The organism is Bacillus sp. CHD6a, assembly GCF_001293645.1.
GTDB lineage: Bacteria > Bacillota > Bacilli > Bacillales > Bacillaceae_I > Sutcliffiella_A.
This window is the reverse complement of sequence record NZ_LBMD01000021.1, coordinates 54,208-69,287: the sequence shown is the minus strand read 5'-3', so window position 1 is coordinate 69,287 and position 15,080 is coordinate 54,208. Positions and strand designations below refer to the sequence as shown.

Below are 15,080 nucleotides of genomic sequence, written 5' to 3'. Positions count from 1 at the left end.
TCTAAACAAAATAAGGGAAGTGAATGAGAATATCTTCTTTTCTTCGTAACTCTTTAATACTTGTTTTTTTAATCAACCTGATTGGGTGTAATTCCAATATTAGTCTAAGTGCGGATATTACCATTAATGGTGAATATATAGAGTACATTGGTTATTCTGGTATACCAATTGAAGAGATAGACACTAACAATCCACCTGAAATTTATAGAGATTTAAAGTGGATGGCTGTAAAGCCAAATGAAATCATCAACATAAATTATGAAGACATGCCAAAGAAGGTTTATCTATCGTTTTGGAAGGATGAAAATCTTCAGGTAGAGAATCTAGTTTTGAATCATTTTGATCTTACTACGCCTCAGAGTGACGGGGTATATGTCTATAAAATAGCTACTAATTGGAATTCTAGAGTTGCAGGAAATTATTTATTTGTGGTTGAAGTGAAGGGCGATTAGTTGGCTGGAGTGAGTTATGGATAGGTTTTATTTATGTTTGTTATTAGTGTATTTTTCTAAAATGAAATTAAAGTTTTAGTGAGTACTAGTTAAAAGGAGAAGATCTAATGCCTTTGATTGAGCATCGACAGTTTATCAAAGCACCTGTTGAGATATGTTTTGATCTAGCAAGGAATGTGGAAATTCATACTCAGACAACCTCTAAAACAAAGGAAAGAGCAGTTGGCGGAGTTACCGAAGGCTTATTAGTAAAAGGAGATACGGTTACCTGGGAAGCAACTCACTTTGGAATTAAGCAAAGATTGACAGCTAAAGTGACATTAATGGAAGCACCTCATAAGTTTGTGGATGTTATGGTGAGGGGGGCATTCCAGTCTTTTACCCACACTCATCAATTTTTGGAAGCAGATGGTGGGACTATAATGATAGATCAATTCCAATACCAGTCACCATTCGGGCTAATTGGTGTTGCTGCCGACAAGTTGTTTTTAGAGAGGTATATGAGAGGATTTATAGTAAGTCGTGCAATGGAATTAAAAAAAATTGCTGAAAAGTTGAATTGATCTGTGAATAAAAAGTAAAGGAGTAATTAGATGAAAAGAGAACATTTTATGTTACTTAGTTTAATTATTATATTTACCTCTTTTTTGCTAGGTTGTACAAAAGAAACTGAAATTGATTGGAAGGAAAGTGCACTTTTTGAATCTGGTGGATATACGATGATTGGAGAGCAGGAAAGAATCGGTTTTATATATGAAGATAGTGACAGTGTTAGATTTTATCCAAACAAAGAACAAAAGTATATGTGGCACTTATGGGGAGAAAAAGAGGAACTGGAAGGTAAGTTTAAAGTAATTGCTACCCACGAGGAAGATAAAGAGTCTATTACTTTACTTGATAGGCATACATTGGGTGGGGCAAACAATGGTGCTGACCAACACGTACCTTCTATGATGTCTCTTCCTGAAAGTGGGTTGTGGAAATTAGATGCGTATGTAGGTGATAACCTGTTCGGTACAGTATTTGTAAAAGTTCACGAGAAAGAGTAAAGATAAGCATGCATGAGAGTATAGAGGATTCTCTGATGAGAGAACAAATGGAGAAGAAGTTATGATAGAAAATAATTTTGTTATAAAAGCAAATATTTCGCTAGATAACGAGAATCTAAAAGACGTAATTTCTAAGTGGATGGGGGATGACGAATTTACCCAGCACTATTTCTTGAGAGGAGTAAACACTAAATACACTATCTGCTCGTATGAAGCTTATAAAAATGAAAAGTTAGTGGGTTTAATAACGGCTTGGAAATCTAATTTTCATCCTTATTGTACCTATTTTGCAATGGTAACTGAACCACGTTTAGGATATGAAATTGAGACAGAGCTAATTAGATCTTTAATGAACTACGAAGCTATTAAGTATCCTTTACAAACATCAATTTGGGAGACATCGTATAGGTTAAAAACGTTTTATGAACAAAGTAATTTCATTGAAGTAAGAAGGACCTATATGCCATTAATTCAGATTTCCAACATTAATTTAGACCCATCTCCAGATTTTAATCAAAAGGATATATACATAAATGACTTAAAAAGTATAAGTGTTCAACCAAAACTTAGGAATCAGTTGATCAAACTTGTAAAACAAAATTATGAAAAAGCTCATACTGCAAATCCTGTTGCGGAACTTAACATGGATAAATGGGAAGGCTTAATCTTTAATGAGGATTTAGTTGAAAATGGGAGTTTTATTGTGTTGGAGGAAAATGAAATAATTGCTTACTCTTTCATGCATTATTCTAATGTACCAGAAAAATGGGGATTTGGTTGGAGAGGTACAAGGGACAAAGGGAATGTTACATTAATTTTAATGCTAACAGTTTACCAAATAAATTTTGCTAAAGAAAAAGGGATTATTTCAATTGAAGCAGAAATAGATTCAACGGATGATTTCTCTATAGAAATGTTAAAGTTCTTTCCATTTGCGCCTGCACCCACTTTAATTACAGTTCATAAAAAGACAAGTTAACAAAAATTCGAACACTATGCTTAATCTATGCAAAAGTGTGGTTTTGAATTATCCATTATGGAGAGGTGCGATAACTATGGCTATTTGTATCCGAGAAGCTATCAAAAGTGATTACAATTCTCTATTGCCGTTATTCAGGCAAGTTCATGAACTGCATGTTTATGAAAGACCGGATTTATACAAAGAGAATTCGATTCCAGTTGATCAAGAGTTCTTTGAAAGCCAGATATCTGATGCCAGGCAGCATCTTTTTGTGGCAACTATAGGCAGTGAAATTGTTGGATTCGTTGTGATGAAGGAAGAAAATATAATTGAAAATTCATTTGTGAATGCGAGAAAAATACTATATATAAACAGTTTATGTGTTGCCAAAACACAGAGAAAGAAGGGGATCGGAAAAAGACTAATGCATTATGTTTTTGATTTTGGAAGAAGCTTGAATGTTGAGAGTATAGAGTTGGGGGTATCAGAAAAAAATCCTTCTGCGATTGAATTTTATGAGTCAATTGGTATGGCAACGAAGAGTAGAAAAATGGAGATTATACTGGGATAACCTGGAGGGAACCATTTGAAATTAACTAAGAATAATGGAAGAGAATTTCTAAATTTCATTAGTATTTCTGAAGAAGAAATAGTTGATTATCTTCCTTTAGCCGGTTCCTTTGCTGTTATTAAATGTGAAGGTAAATATCTTATGTGTTACAACATATGGCGTAAACAATGGGAATTACCGGCAGGGCGTAGAGAAGGCGATGAAACTCCGAAGGAATGTGCGATTAGAGAGTTGTTTGAGGAAACTGGTCAAATAGTAAGTGATTTAGATTTTAAGGGGTTATTAAAATTCCAAAAAACAATTAGTGGAGAAGTTGGTTACAATCCAGTTTATTTTACAGAAATGGTAAGGCTTCAACCACATACGTAAATTGAATTTGAAAGGGAGATTAAAATGAAAGCGGTCATTCAGAATGAATTCGGTAATTCAGATGTACTCTTATATACAGAGGTAAAATTACCAAAGATTCGCGCAAATGAAGTCTTAATAAAAGCAGAATATACGAGTGTAAATTATGCAGATATAAAGAAGCGTATGGGGGATAAAGGGAAAGGTGATTTTCCTTTAACACTTGGATTGGATGTTGCTGGGACAATTGAGGAGGTTTCTGATGATTCACCATTTTCAAAAGGGGATCGGGTAATAGCTTTTCCGAAAGCTGGATCATATGCAGAGTATGTAGTGGCAAACGAACACCTGGTTTTTAAAATTCCAGATAGTCTTCCTTTCAAACAAGCTGCAACAGTACCGACCGTATCTATTTTGTCGTATATACTAATCCATGAAATTGGCCAAGTAAAAAAACAAGATACCATTGTGATACATAGCGCAGCAGGTGGGGTAGGTTCCATGTTAATACAACTCGCCAAACTAGCTGGTGTAAAGAAAATTATCGGAACAGTTGGAAATCTTAACAAAGAAGATTATGTGAAAAATTTAGGTGCAGACGTTGTGTGTACCTATGAATCATTTGCAGAAGAAGTTTTACAGTTAACCAACAATTTAGGTGCTAATGTCATTTTTGATTCTGTTGCTGGAGAGATTACGAGTAAAAGCTTAGAGTGTTTAGCTTTATATGGCACGCTTGTACAGTTTGGGAATAGCAGCGGTAAAGCAGGAAACTTTAAAACAAGTGATGTTCATAGCAGTTGTAGAAATATCAAAGGGTTTAGCTTGGGTACTACTAGAAAACATGATCCATCAAGGTTAGCTGATGTAGCAGAGAAAGTTTTAGAACTTTTTGCTTCGGGAAAAATTACGTTACCAGTTGCCCGAGTGTTTGAATTAGGGGATGCAGCACAGGCACATAAGCTAATAGAGAGTCGCAACTATGAAGGGAAGATTTTGATTAAGATGTAGAGAGGAGATTCCGTTGTGAATGTTTTGTTCTTGTGTACAGATAACTTCACAAGAAGTGTTACAGCTGAATTTTGTATGAAGCATTTTTTAATACAAAATAATATAACCAATATCAACGTTGCTTCAGCTGGATTTAAAGCTGATAGTGATTTAGATTCGTTTTCCTCTATTCACTTTGATCGGATGAGACAATTAAACATTAGCACTAAAGGATTCAGTAGAACTCCATTTAATCGGAGACTTATAGATGAGTTTGATGTAATTATCGGAATGGGCAAAGAACATAGGGATTACATACAGCAAGAATATAATGAGAAGATTTATCTTTTTAATGAAATTTATAAAGGAGATGAAAGTTCAATAACTGTGCCTCCTCCCGATCAAGATGGAAATTATTTAGTGAAGATTACTGATATGGCGGATTATATTAATGAAGCAATTCCGCAGTTAGTAAGGAATTTAAGGGAAAATCACATTTTATTTAAAGGTGAAATTATTTGTTGAAAAAAGTCAAAAAATTTATTCATTATCTATCTTTCCGTTTTAGTGACAAGCCAAGTAAAGGGTATACAAGCGTCAAAGCCCTGGTTAGATTACATGCGGAGCTACCGATTACAATGAGAATGGATTAGTTAAAATTGTTTTAAATTTATCTACAGATTGCTTGTATCAAGGAGAAAAATAAATGAACTTTTCCAATAAGTTTTTCCTCTATACCCTTGTTGCAACTGTATTAGAATTAGTCATTATAGATTGGCTTAACTCACACTTTTACAAGGGAGTGTTCAATTTAGGTATAATAATTCCAGTAATGTCTACTCAAGTGATAGTTGCCTATATCTACACGAAAGAGAGATTAAAGGCTAAATGGGGAAAGCGGACTGTGGGATTATTTTTTTGCTTATCTATTATATTATTTTTCATTGGGAAGCCAACCTATACGTTCGATCAAGCAAAGCAATTGGTTTACGAAAACGAAGGTGTTTCTACCATTGATGAATACAAGGAAAAAGAGAGTTATCGAAATACGGTGCCAATACATACAGAAGAGTGGCGATTTTTCATTGATTATCGGGATTACCACTTCAAAGCAGAAGAGCGGTTCTTTTTAGTTCATCCACGCACAGGTGAAGTAATAGAGATGAAACAGCCTTATTGGCATTACTAACTTTTTTTGTAGACTGCATTGCCTAAACAAATTATTTGTGCTAATATTCTAAAAAACATACGGAATGCACGGCTGTGAAGAGAAGAGTAATTAAGATTCATTGTTTCCAGAGAGCTTCGGTAGGTGAGAAGAAGCAATAATGATTTTAATGAAAAAAGCCTCGGAGCCTTTGCACGGATCTAAGATTTTTCCTTAGTGATACTGCGACGGGATCTCCCGTTATAGAGATAGGGTATAATTGTTTTTTAAAAGCATAAGTACCCGAAGAGGTTGATATGGCAACATGTCAACAAACTGGGGTGGTACCACGAAGTTAACAACTCTCGTCCTCAAGATGAATAATCTTGGGGGTGGGAGTTTTTTTGTTTTTAAAGAATAGTATGGAACTGGAAAATAAATGAATAAAAATTGGAGTTGAATAAAAATGAGTCAAGAACAAAGAGCTCTTAGAATGAAGAAATTAGAGGCTTTAAGGTCGCAGGGGATTACCGTTTATCCTGAAAGGTACGAGACAAATTACGAGCTATATGAGGCATCTTTACTTGAGGGCGGGACATCTGGGGTCCGGGTTGCAGGAAGAATCATGGGGATTCGACAGTTTAGTAAATTTAGTTTCATCACCATAGCAGACATACAAGGTAAGTTGCAACTTCTTCTAAAAAGAGACGAGGTTGGGGAGCAGGTTATGAGTGATTTCCTGAACTATTTTGATATAGGGGATTTCATTGGTGTAGAAGGAGAAATGTATACTACGAAAACAAATGAAAAAACGCTTCGGATAGAAAAGTATGCGCTACTAGGGAAAGCGTTACACACACTGCCGGATAAATGGCACGGAGTAACTAATACAGATACACGTTATAGACAGCGATATATAGATTTGATGATGACAAAAGAAACACAAAACCGAATGTTAATCCGAACAAAATTAGTACGTGCTGTTCGTAGATTTTTAGAAGAAAAAGATTTTTTGGAAGTGGAAACACCTGTATTGCAACATACTTCTTCCGGTGCTTTAGCACGCCCGTTTAACACATATCATAACTCGCTAGATACGGAACTTAATTTGCGAATCGCTCCAGAGACTTATTTGAAAAGGCTAATGGTGGGGGGATTTACAAAAGTATTCGAATTTGCAAGATGCTTTAGAAATGAAGGGATCAGCCCTCAACATCTTCAAGAATTTACAATGGTGGAAGGTTATGCAGCCTATTGGAATTATAAGGATACGATGAAGCTCATGCGTGAAATGATTGTCTATGTCCTTAAACAAACATTTGACTCAACAGTTATTCGTATACAAGGACAATCCATTGACTTTTCATTAGAGTGGAAGGTTGTCTCATTTAGAGAGTTAATTTTAAAAGATACAGGCATTGATATTGAATTGTATTCAGATGTGAAAAGCTTATATGAAGAAACAAAACGAAGAAATATTTATCTAGAAGGCGAGGAAATCGAGACATTAGGTAGAGGGAACTTTATTGACCTTCTATACAAAAAAGTGTGTCGCCCACATTTAATGGAACCAACATTTCTAGTTAACCATCCTATTGATTTATCACCATTAGCCAGAGCAAATGATGACAATCCAGCAATTACAGATCGGTTCCAACTTTTAGTAAATGGTGCTGAAATCATCAATGCCTATTCAGAATTAGTCGACCCTGTGGAACAGAGAAAACGATTAGAGGCACAAGCCATTCTAAAAAGTGGCGGTGATGTAGAAGCCATGGAGATGGATGAAGACTACCTATTAGCGATGGAATATGGGATGCCTCCGGTTTCCGGTTGGGGGTTTGGGATTGAGAGGTTGCTTATGGTATTAACGGATTGTGAAACAATTAAGGATTGTGTTTTATTTCCGTTAACTAGAAAATAAATAATGATGGAACTGCACCACGAATTGTTAGCTGTTAAAAACAATAGTGGTGCAGTTCTTTATTTAACCTTTTCTTTATTTTCCTTTTTTCACTTCATGTAAACGGTCTGGGAAGTTTGTAAATATTCCTGTTACTCCCCACTCTATAAGTTTCTTCATTTCATCTTTTTCGTTAACAGTGTATGGGTGAATTTCAAGTCCATTTTTCACGGTTTTTTGGACGTATTCTTGATCAATCATTGAGCTGTTTGGACCAATTCCAATGGCATATTCTTTAATAGCCTTTAGCTCAGCATCTGAAATTGCTGCCGGTGATGTGTACCACATAAGCTGCACTAACTTTACAGATGGATCGATTTGGTTCATTTTTGTTAAGCTTGCAGGACTGAATGATTGAACAAGCAGCTTATCTTTGTTGATATCATATTTGTTTACTAACTCTACTAGTGCTTCTTCCATTCCAGGATAGACTTCAGGCGATTTTGTTTCAATATAATAGTTCGCATTTTTTCCAAACTTTTTAAAAACTTCTTCTAATGTAGGCACTTTTAGACCTTCATAAGCTGGGTTAGCTTTCTCAGGATATGCTTCATTGAACCAGCTTCCTGCATCAAGTTTTTTTATTTCTTTAAGCGTATGATCTTTAACATGGCCAGTACCATTTGTCGTTCTATCTAATGTTTCATCATGCATGGCAATGAGTTGTCCGTCTTTTGTCATTTGAAGATCTATTTCTATATAGTCTCCATGCATCTTTTCACCCATTTTATATGATTTTATGGTATGTTCTGGCGCATGACCTGAAGCTCCACGGTGTGCAACGTTAAGGATTTCCTTATTTTTTTCAGATGCATCAGCTGCAAATCCAGTACCCATAACTGATAAACTTAATGCTAGGGCACCTATTATCATTTTAATGCCTTTTTTCATGATGTTTACACCCTCCTATTTGAAAATAAATTACTCATTTACTGTAACAAGGAAAGGTGACCGTTCATTTACAGCGAAGTAAATGGGGTGTAAAGTTTTAAGACAAAATTAAGAAGGACTGACACATTAGAACCAATTTCTGTAAAATGACAAATTAGAGGCAAAACAATCATTTAAAAAAATAAAAATTCTGATAAAAAGATTGAGTTATTCGCCTTTTTTTGAAATAATTGGAACTAAGTTTTGTAGCCAATAAATTCATAAAAAGGAGATGAAGATGTTTAATATTAATTCTGAAAAAAAACACATAAGAAGTATGGTCACATTTAGTTATCTCACTCTTGCAAGTCTTTTCTCATTCGTCTTTACTTCAATATGCATCCTCATTTTTCTGGTCCCCATGGTAGGGATTTTAGATTTTACATATTTCCCCTCCAAAGTGGGAATTCCTTCTTTTGTAATTTCTATGATTTTTTCTGTTCTAGCTTTTAGGAATTTCTTTGGAAAGATATTAATAGTATTTAACCTGTGCTTAATGATTTTTATGATTGTATATGGGCCTTGATAAATCTATTATTATTGATTTTTTAGAGGAGGAAATGTATGTACCAATATTATAATGGTTTAGTAATAAGGGAAGGTACAGAAGGGGTTCCAGCTGAGTTTGTAGAAGATTTGTTTCAAGATGCAGGGTGGGCAAGGAATACACCCTCTTGGCAAAAAGAAAAGTTTTCCCTTATGTTTAAAAACTCTACGTGGGCGTTTACGGTATGGGATCAAAACAAGATGATCGGAATGGTTAGGGTGATCTCAGACCAAATAATGATTGCTAACATAGTGGATTTAATTGTTTTATCAGAATATCGCGGGAAAGGTATTGGAAAGAAAATCGTAGAACTTTGTGTTCAAAAACTGCCTCACGGTGATTGGTTTGGACATACCTCCGCTAATAATTTCCGTTTCTATGAGAAGTGCGGTTTTGAAGTGAAAGACTTAACTCAGAATGGGACTTGTGCGTATTACGGATATATTCAAGCGAGGAAAGATGGCCATAGGTTATAACCTCTTTACTCATGATAACTATTGGAGCGTTCCAAATACAAACAAACAATAGGGAGATGTTTCAATGGAATTTAGGGGATCTAGTGTTTACGATCAAACGGATTTTTTTACAAATTATATGAATAGAAGAAATAGAAAAGACAGTCCCAATAATGCTATTGAAGGTCCAATTATGACTGAACTAATTGGAAACATTCAAAATAAGGCCATCTTAGATTTAGGGTGTGGAGATGCCTCATTTGGGAAAGAACTATTACAATTAGGGGCAAGGCACTTTACTGGAGTTGAAGGTTCTGAACAAATGGTAGAAGCTGCGCGCTTTAACTTACTTAAACTTGACGCCACTATACACAAAGAAACGATGGAATCGTATCAATACCCAAGTGACTCTTATGATCTCGTAACCTCTCGTTTTGCTATTCACTATGTGTCAGACATTAACCGCCTGTTTCAAAATATATATCAAACCCTTAAAGAGGATGGCAAATTTGTATTCAGCATTCAACATCCGCTTACCACATCATCTTTTGCGAGTAAGCAGGCTGGAGATAAACGTGGTAATTGGATTGTTGATGATTACTTCCGTGATGGTGAAAGGAAAGAGCCTTGGATTAATCAAGTGGTGGTTAAATATCATCGCACGATTGAACAGTATTTCATGGCGCTAAGACAAGCTGGTTTTACGGTAGTTGATTTACGAGAAGGTACACCGATGCGCGAACATTTTAGTAGTGAAGAAGAGTTTGTTAGGAGACAGCGGATACCTGTAGTATTGGCGTTTGGTTGTGTGAAATAAGTTGGATTACAAGTCTAAAATATAGCTATAATGGATAAAGTGGATGTAAACATGGATAAAACTTTTTTACAATTGATATAAGTGTCTTTACAATGGATAAAATCAATTTACGATGGATAACGGATATTTCATCTTAATTTTGGTGACACCGATACCTAATTTAGGGTGTTTCGTAACAGAAATGTGACCTTTTGTTACCTATCTTGCTCCTAGTTATATTTGTATTCAAAATATTTTTATGATGTCGAGTGCAATCCAGTTAAACGGATGAGCGCTCCTTTTTTTGTTTACTACAAAAAAAAGGAAACCCAATTACCTACTCGTCCGTATTATAGGCAAAAGGGAGGGAACCAAATTGATCTTTTTAGCTCTGATAATATTAGGCTTTGTTATCGCAATCCCGATTTTTTTAGTTAGTAAGTTTGAAAGCTCGATGAGAAGTTTTTTTGGCCGTGGGTTTCGGGGATTAGGACATGGGGATAACAGCAACTACATAACGTGCACGAAATGTCAGACAAAGATTAAAAGAGTACACACAGCACCGTATTGTGCAAAGTGCAGACAATTCTTCTAGGCGTAGGAAACCGTTGAGCAAAGGTACAATCAAAAAATACATTCATTTAATAGCTGGATATGCAGGACACCTGTTTATAGGAATATCTATCTTAAGAAATTGATCGTGCAAGTTAATGGAATTTACATAATAAGATTAACATAAAACTTCATAATGAACATGAGAATTTGAACTGTGAAAAGAAAATATTCCTATAAAAAGTACTTTTTGGGAGTTCAGATTGGGGGAGATGGATGTAATATGAACAGCATTAAGTTTTTTGTTTATCAGGTCTTATTAACATTCCTGGGAATTGCAAATGATATGTTGTTTACAGAATTTGTTTATATCCACTTTGATAATAGGATTATTCCTGCTTTAATGGAGACACCTATAAATCTTGTATTATATTATTTTATCTTTAAATTATATTTTTCCTTAAAAACAATTAGATTACCCTACAAGATCTTAATACATCTAGCCGCATTTATTTTAGGAGCGATATTTGTAGGACTAACGTTTGGTATCCTTGAGTACATGTGAATTTATGGTGTTTACAGATTCTTTCTAATGAAAGTAATGGACCCGATCCTGTAAAAAGGGATTAGCGCTCGCTTTTATATTGGCGAAGAAGAGAACGGCGCTAATTTTTAGGTTATTTTAAAAATCCATTGTCGCTTTACAAGTCTTTCTTACTTTCCTTTCAATACCCAAAATCCAATTAATATAATTGTAATTCCGATCCCCGTGCGCCAATTAGGAAATTCTTTAAAAAATATGTATCCAATTACAACACAAACTAGGATTTCCATACCTTTAGATACAATAAGTGAAAAGGTTAAATTACCTACGACTTTTGTAAGGAATTTCACCCCGTATCCAATCATCATACTCGCAGACAGAAAAAAAGGTATAAGTTTAATATAGTACCATAAGGTATGGAGAAAATTAGAGTCAATGTGCTTAGCTTGATAAGCGTAAATAGTATTAATAATCAATAACCCACTTAACATTAAGAAAAGAGAAAGTAAAATCATCACTGTTGTTCTCCAATTAGAATTGTTACTAAAATTTTGCCCAAATGCAAAATCTTTATGTAAGGTAAAAATGGATGTACTCATGTAGACATTAAACCGTTTAACAATTCTCAAGGGTTTCATGTCTCCTATCACCAACAACTTCCTAAACACTTTGACTTTTTATAGGAGATGTTTCAGAATGAAGTGTAGATGAAGAGGTGAAACAATGGCTGAACAGGTAACGAGTACAAAATGGTTTAGTGTAGCGATCCAGGCACTTGTCGTGCTTGCTAATAATGATGGCCTATGCCCGAGCGGGAAATTGGCTGAAAAACTTGATTCTAAATCTGTCTTTTTAAGAAAAATATTAAGGCATCTGGTTAAAACTGACTTGATTCAGGCAAAAGAAGGCCGGGATGGGGGCTATTTCCTTGTCAAAGATCCAAGTGAAATAAAATTGTCCGAAGTGTATGATGCAATGAAAGCAGAGACGTTTCCTAAAGGATTTTTTAATGTAGAAAGTAAAGAATGTTTTGCTCCCTCTACTCGGGAATCCCTTTGTGCTCTCCGTGATGAAATGGAAAGTTGGGTCGTAGCTGGTTTAGAACAAAAGACCATAGCGGATTTAATGAAAAAGTGAAACATAGCTGTTTCGCTTTTTTATTTTGGCTAGGATTAACTGTAGTTGACAAAAGAACAGTTAACGACATATACTGTTCTTGTAGAAAATACAGTTAAAGGGGAATTAACATGTCTAATAAAACGATGAGCAAAGAAGAATATTTAAATAAAGTAAAAGAAATCGATACAACAAAAGAGGCTCCAAAGCAGTTGGAAGATACAGATTTTCTGACAGTTGCGAAGGAACGCCGTTCAGTAAGACAGTATGATCCTGAATTTAAATTGGATAAAAGTGAAATCCTAGAGATTCTTGAAACAGCTACATTAGCGCCGTCATCTAGTAACCTTCAACCATGGAGATTTCTAGTTATTGAAGATCAAAAGGAAAAAGAGCGTTTGTTGCCAATTGCCAATAATCAGCAACAAATTGTGGATGCTTCCGTTGTTATCGCTGTACTAGGTGACCGAGATGCTTACAAAAACGCTGACCGTATCTATAGTGCAATTGCTGAAAAGGGAAGAATGCCTGAAGACGTGAAAGACATGTATGTGAACAGTATTCTTGATGGTTACGGAAGCTTTTCAAAAGAACGCTTGGCGAAAATTGCTCATATAGATGGTGGACTAGTCGCAATGCAATTAATGCTCGCAGCAAAGGCTAAAGGTTATGATACAGTTCCAATGGGCGGTTACGATGAAGGGCAATTCTTAAAAGCCTTTAATGTTCCAGAAAATTATGAGGCCATTATGTTAATTTCTTTAGGTAAAGGTTCGAAAGCAGGATTTGAGAAAACACGTCTCCCGCTTGATGAGGTTGTCAACTGGGATAAATATTAATAGAAAAGAGTGCGCATTTTCATTGGATGCGCACTCTTGTTTTATTCATTGATTTGTTGTTGTACTTGCTGGATCTTCTGTTGAGCTTTTACAAGTTCTTCTATTGCGAAATAGCAAGCTTCAGATTCTGCTGTAGTTGAACTAACTTGTTTTAAGTGATGGTGAGCTTTATGAATGATATCTTGTGCTTCTTGTAATTCACTTTTAAAGTTCATAGTAAAACACCCTTTCCTCAAAGTAGTATAATTAAGACTGCCAACTCAACTCTCTTTTGTCTTCTTCAAAGGCACCTTCCCCTTAATCTCCAAGCGAAATGCTTTAAAAATGGAGAAGGCCATCATCAACAATACAAAAGTTAAAGGAAAAGCACTCACAATGATAGCAGTTTGAAGTCCTTCCAATCCACCCGAATACATCAACACTATAGCAGAGGCGGAAAGAATCAAACCCCATGTTAGTTTTACAACGAAAGGAGGATTTATATCTCCATTGGTTGTCTGCATGCCCAACACGAAAGTGGCAGAATCAGCGCTTGTAATAAAGAAGGTTGCAATCAGCAGAATGGTAATGATCGATAAAACGGTACCAAATGGCAGTAGTTTGTAGACGTAAAAGAGTCCAGCTTCAAAACTTTGAGCAGATACTTTTGCTCCTTCAAATAGCTCCATATGTATGCCGGTTCCTCCGAAGACACTGAACCAAAATGCACATACAAGGGTTGGAACCAATAACACTGCAATGACAAATTCCCTTACTGTCCTCCCTTTTGACACTCTCGCGATAAAGGTTCCGACAAACGGAGACCAGGAAATCCACCAGGCCCAATAGAAAATGGTCCAACCTTCAATCCACTCGGCATTTTCTTTATTGAAAGGTGCAAGACGAAGTCCCATGCTCGGGAGATTTTGGATATACTCCCCGAGAGTTGTGGTAAATAAATTCAACAAAAAAGTGGTAGGGCCGATAAACAACATAGTAAACAATAGAAGTGTAGCCAAAATCATATTGGTGTTACTTAAGTATTTAATCCCTTTAGAAAGACCTGTTCCTGCTGAAATAATAAATAGAACGGTAACTACCGCCATAATGGTCAATTGAATGGTGAAATTATTAGGGATGCCAAATAAATAATTCAGTCCACCGTTTATTTGTTGTGCACCTAACCCAAGTGATGCACATACCCCAAATACCGTAGCAAAAACGGCAACAATATCTACTGTTTTTCCAAAAGCTCCATTTGTTTTCTCCCCTAATATAGGGTATAAAGTAGCACTCATTAACCCCGGAGCGTCTTTTCTAAATTTGAAATACGCGATAGAAAGAGCAATCGTCGCATAGATAGCCCACGCATGAAATCCCCAATGTAAAAATGTGTAACGAAGACCTAATTTTGCAGAAGCAGCAGTTCCGCCTTCCCCAAGTGGAGGAGTGGCGAAGTGAGAGATTGGTTCTGCTACTCCATAGAAAACTAGTCCAATGCCCATTCCTGCACTGAACAACATTGCAAACCAAGTCAAGGTAGAGTAATCTGGGAGATCTTTGTCTTTTCCAAGCTTTATTTTGCCGTATTTACTAAAGATGAGAAACAGGGCAAACAAAAGAAAGAAAGTAGCCGCCAGTTGATAAAACCAGCCAAAAACATTTAGAATAAATGAGTTTGCCTGATCCATTCCTTTACTGAAGGGATCTGGGAAAATAACCCCAATTAATACAAACAAAGCAGCTATGATAACAGAAATCCAAAAAACTTTACCGATACCCTTCATAACATCCTCGCCTTTCCTATGGAATCCTTTCGCTAGCATTCCCTAAATTACATG

19 protein-coding genes and 1 other annotated feature are annotated in these 15,080 nt (G+C 35.7%); of the genes, 15 read left to right on the top strand and 4 right to left on the bottom strand.

What is annotated here, in order from left to right:
* The first annotated feature begins 23 nt into the window (after nucleotides 1–23).
* The 10 genes from AAV98_RS14970 to lysS all read left to right on the top strand — a co-directional run bounded on the left by AAV98_RS14970 (nucleotide 24) and on the right by lysS (nucleotide 7,442).
* Nucleotides 24–452 carry a hypothetical protein gene (locus tag AAV98_RS14970; protein WP_060666353.1) on the top strand — a complete coding sequence of 143 codons (429 nt, stop codon included), beginning with the start codon at nucleotides 24–26 and terminating at the stop codon, nucleotides 450–452.
* A 107-nt stretch (nucleotides 453–559) separates the two neighbouring features.
* A complete protein-coding gene (locus AAV98_RS14965) occupies nucleotides 560–1,015 on the top strand; it encodes an SRPBCC family protein (protein ID WP_060666352.1) in 456 nt (151 codons plus the stop codon).
* 30 nt (nucleotides 1,016–1,045) lie between these two features.
* On the top strand, nucleotides 1,046–1,501 hold the full coding sequence (locus tag AAV98_RS14960; protein ID WP_060666351.1) for a hypothetical protein: 456 nt from the start codon (nucleotides 1,046–1,048) through the stop codon (nucleotides 1,499–1,501).
* 61 nt (nucleotides 1,502–1,562) lie between these two features.
* Entirely contained in the window at nucleotides 1,563–2,480 is a 918-nt protein-coding gene (locus AAV98_RS14955) for a hypothetical protein (protein ID WP_060666350.1), read from the top strand.
* A 76-nt stretch (nucleotides 2,481–2,556) separates the two neighbouring features.
* Nucleotides 2,557–3,033, top strand: a complete 477-nt coding sequence (locus tag AAV98_RS14950; RefSeq protein ID WP_060666349.1) for a GNAT family N-acetyltransferase — start codon at nucleotides 2,557–2,559, stop codon at nucleotides 3,031–3,033.
* A 15-nt stretch (nucleotides 3,034–3,048) separates the two neighbouring features.
* Nucleotides 3,049–3,402, top strand: coding sequence for an NUDIX domain-containing protein (locus tag AAV98_RS14945; protein ID WP_082380913.1), 354 nt, complete (start codon nucleotides 3,049–3,051; stop codon nucleotides 3,400–3,402).
* A 24-nt stretch (nucleotides 3,403–3,426) separates the two neighbouring features.
* Nucleotides 3,427–4,392, top strand: a complete 966-nt coding sequence (locus tag AAV98_RS14940) for a quinone oxidoreductase family protein (protein WP_060666348.1) — start codon at nucleotides 3,427–3,429, stop codon at nucleotides 4,390–4,392.
* Nucleotides 4,393–4,407: 15 nt separating this feature from the next.
* Nucleotides 4,408–4,896, top strand: coding sequence for an arsenate reductase/protein-tyrosine-phosphatase family protein (locus tag AAV98_RS14935; RefSeq protein ID WP_060666347.1), 489 nt, complete (start codon nucleotides 4,408–4,410; stop codon nucleotides 4,894–4,896).
* Between the two features lie 181 nt (nucleotides 4,897–5,077).
* On the top strand, nucleotides 5,078–5,560 hold the full coding sequence (locus AAV98_RS14930; RefSeq protein WP_060666346.1) for a hypothetical protein: 483 nt from the start codon (nucleotides 5,078–5,080) through the stop codon (nucleotides 5,558–5,560).
* Between the two features lie 65 nt (nucleotides 5,561–5,625).
* Nucleotides 5,626–5,894 (top strand) — a binding site (T-box leader).
* A 90-nt stretch (nucleotides 5,895–5,984) separates the two neighbouring features.
* The gene (gene lysS, locus AAV98_RS14925; protein ID WP_060666345.1) at nucleotides 5,985–7,442 is read left to right on the top strand and encodes a lysine--tRNA ligase; all 1,458 of its coding nucleotides are present in this window, start codon (nucleotides 5,985–5,987) and stop codon (nucleotides 7,440–7,442) included.
* Nucleotides 7,443–7,517: 75 nt separating this feature from the next.
* Here lysS and AAV98_RS14920 read toward each other — a convergent pair whose 3' ends face one another.
* The gene (locus AAV98_RS14920) at nucleotides 7,518–8,372 is read right to left on the bottom strand and encodes a glycerophosphodiester phosphodiesterase (RefSeq protein ID WP_060666344.1); all 855 of its coding nucleotides are present in this window, start codon (nucleotides 8,370–8,372) and stop codon (nucleotides 7,518–7,520) included.
* 603 nt (nucleotides 8,373–8,975) lie between these two features.
* Between AAV98_RS14920 and AAV98_RS14910 the strand changes: the two genes are divergently transcribed.
* From AAV98_RS14910 to AAV98_RS14900, 3 genes are all read left to right on the top strand, one after another.
* Nucleotides 8,976–9,434, top strand: coding sequence for a GNAT family N-acetyltransferase (locus AAV98_RS14910; protein WP_060666342.1), 459 nt, complete (start codon nucleotides 8,976–8,978; stop codon nucleotides 9,432–9,434).
* A gap of 64 nt (nucleotides 9,435–9,498) precedes the next feature.
* Nucleotides 9,499–10,230, top strand: coding sequence for a class I SAM-dependent methyltransferase (locus AAV98_RS14905; RefSeq protein WP_060666341.1), 732 nt, complete (start codon nucleotides 9,499–9,501; stop codon nucleotides 10,228–10,230).
* A gap of 814 nt (nucleotides 10,231–11,044) precedes the next feature.
* Entirely contained in the window at nucleotides 11,045–11,326 is a 282-nt protein-coding gene (locus tag AAV98_RS14900; RefSeq protein WP_060666340.1) for a hypothetical protein, read from the top strand.
* A 149-nt stretch (nucleotides 11,327–11,475) separates the two neighbouring features.
* On the opposite strand, the gene AAV98_RS14895 is transcribed toward AAV98_RS14900, so the two are convergent.
* Nucleotides 11,476–11,820 (bottom strand): hypothetical protein, encoded by a 345-nt coding sequence (locus AAV98_RS14895; RefSeq protein ID WP_231687751.1) that lies wholly within the window; start codon nucleotides 11,818–11,820, stop codon nucleotides 11,476–11,478.
* Between the two features lie 208 nt (nucleotides 11,821–12,028).
* Here AAV98_RS14895 and AAV98_RS14890 point away from each other — a divergent pair, with 208 nt between their 5' ends.
* Together AAV98_RS14890 and AAV98_RS14885 are read left to right on the top strand one after the other, a co-directional pair.
* On the top strand, nucleotides 12,029–12,442 hold the full coding sequence (locus tag AAV98_RS14890) for an RrF2 family transcriptional regulator (protein ID WP_060666339.1): 414 nt from the start codon (nucleotides 12,029–12,031) through the stop codon (nucleotides 12,440–12,442).
* A gap of 110 nt (nucleotides 12,443–12,552) precedes the next feature.
* Nucleotides 12,553–13,260 (top strand): nitroreductase family protein, encoded by a 708-nt coding sequence (locus tag AAV98_RS14885; protein WP_060666338.1) that lies wholly within the window; start codon nucleotides 12,553–12,555, stop codon nucleotides 13,258–13,260.
* Nucleotides 13,261–13,301: 41 nt separating this feature from the next.
* Here the strand turns inward: AAV98_RS14885 and AAV98_RS20605 are convergent, their stop codons facing one another.
* Both AAV98_RS20605 and AAV98_RS14880 read right to left on the bottom strand, forming a co-directional pair.
* Nucleotides 13,302–13,475: a hypothetical protein gene (locus AAV98_RS20605; RefSeq protein ID WP_168864693.1), complete on the bottom strand. Its 174-nt coding sequence runs from the start codon at nucleotides 13,473–13,475 to the stop codon at nucleotides 13,302–13,304.
* A 45-nt stretch (nucleotides 13,476–13,520) separates the two neighbouring features.
* Nucleotides 13,521–15,026: a glycine betaine uptake BCCT transporter gene (locus AAV98_RS14880; RefSeq protein ID WP_060666369.1), complete on the bottom strand. Its 1,506-nt coding sequence runs from the start codon at nucleotides 15,024–15,026 to the stop codon at nucleotides 13,521–13,523.
* Between the last annotated feature and the right edge of the window lie 54 nt (nucleotides 15,027–15,080).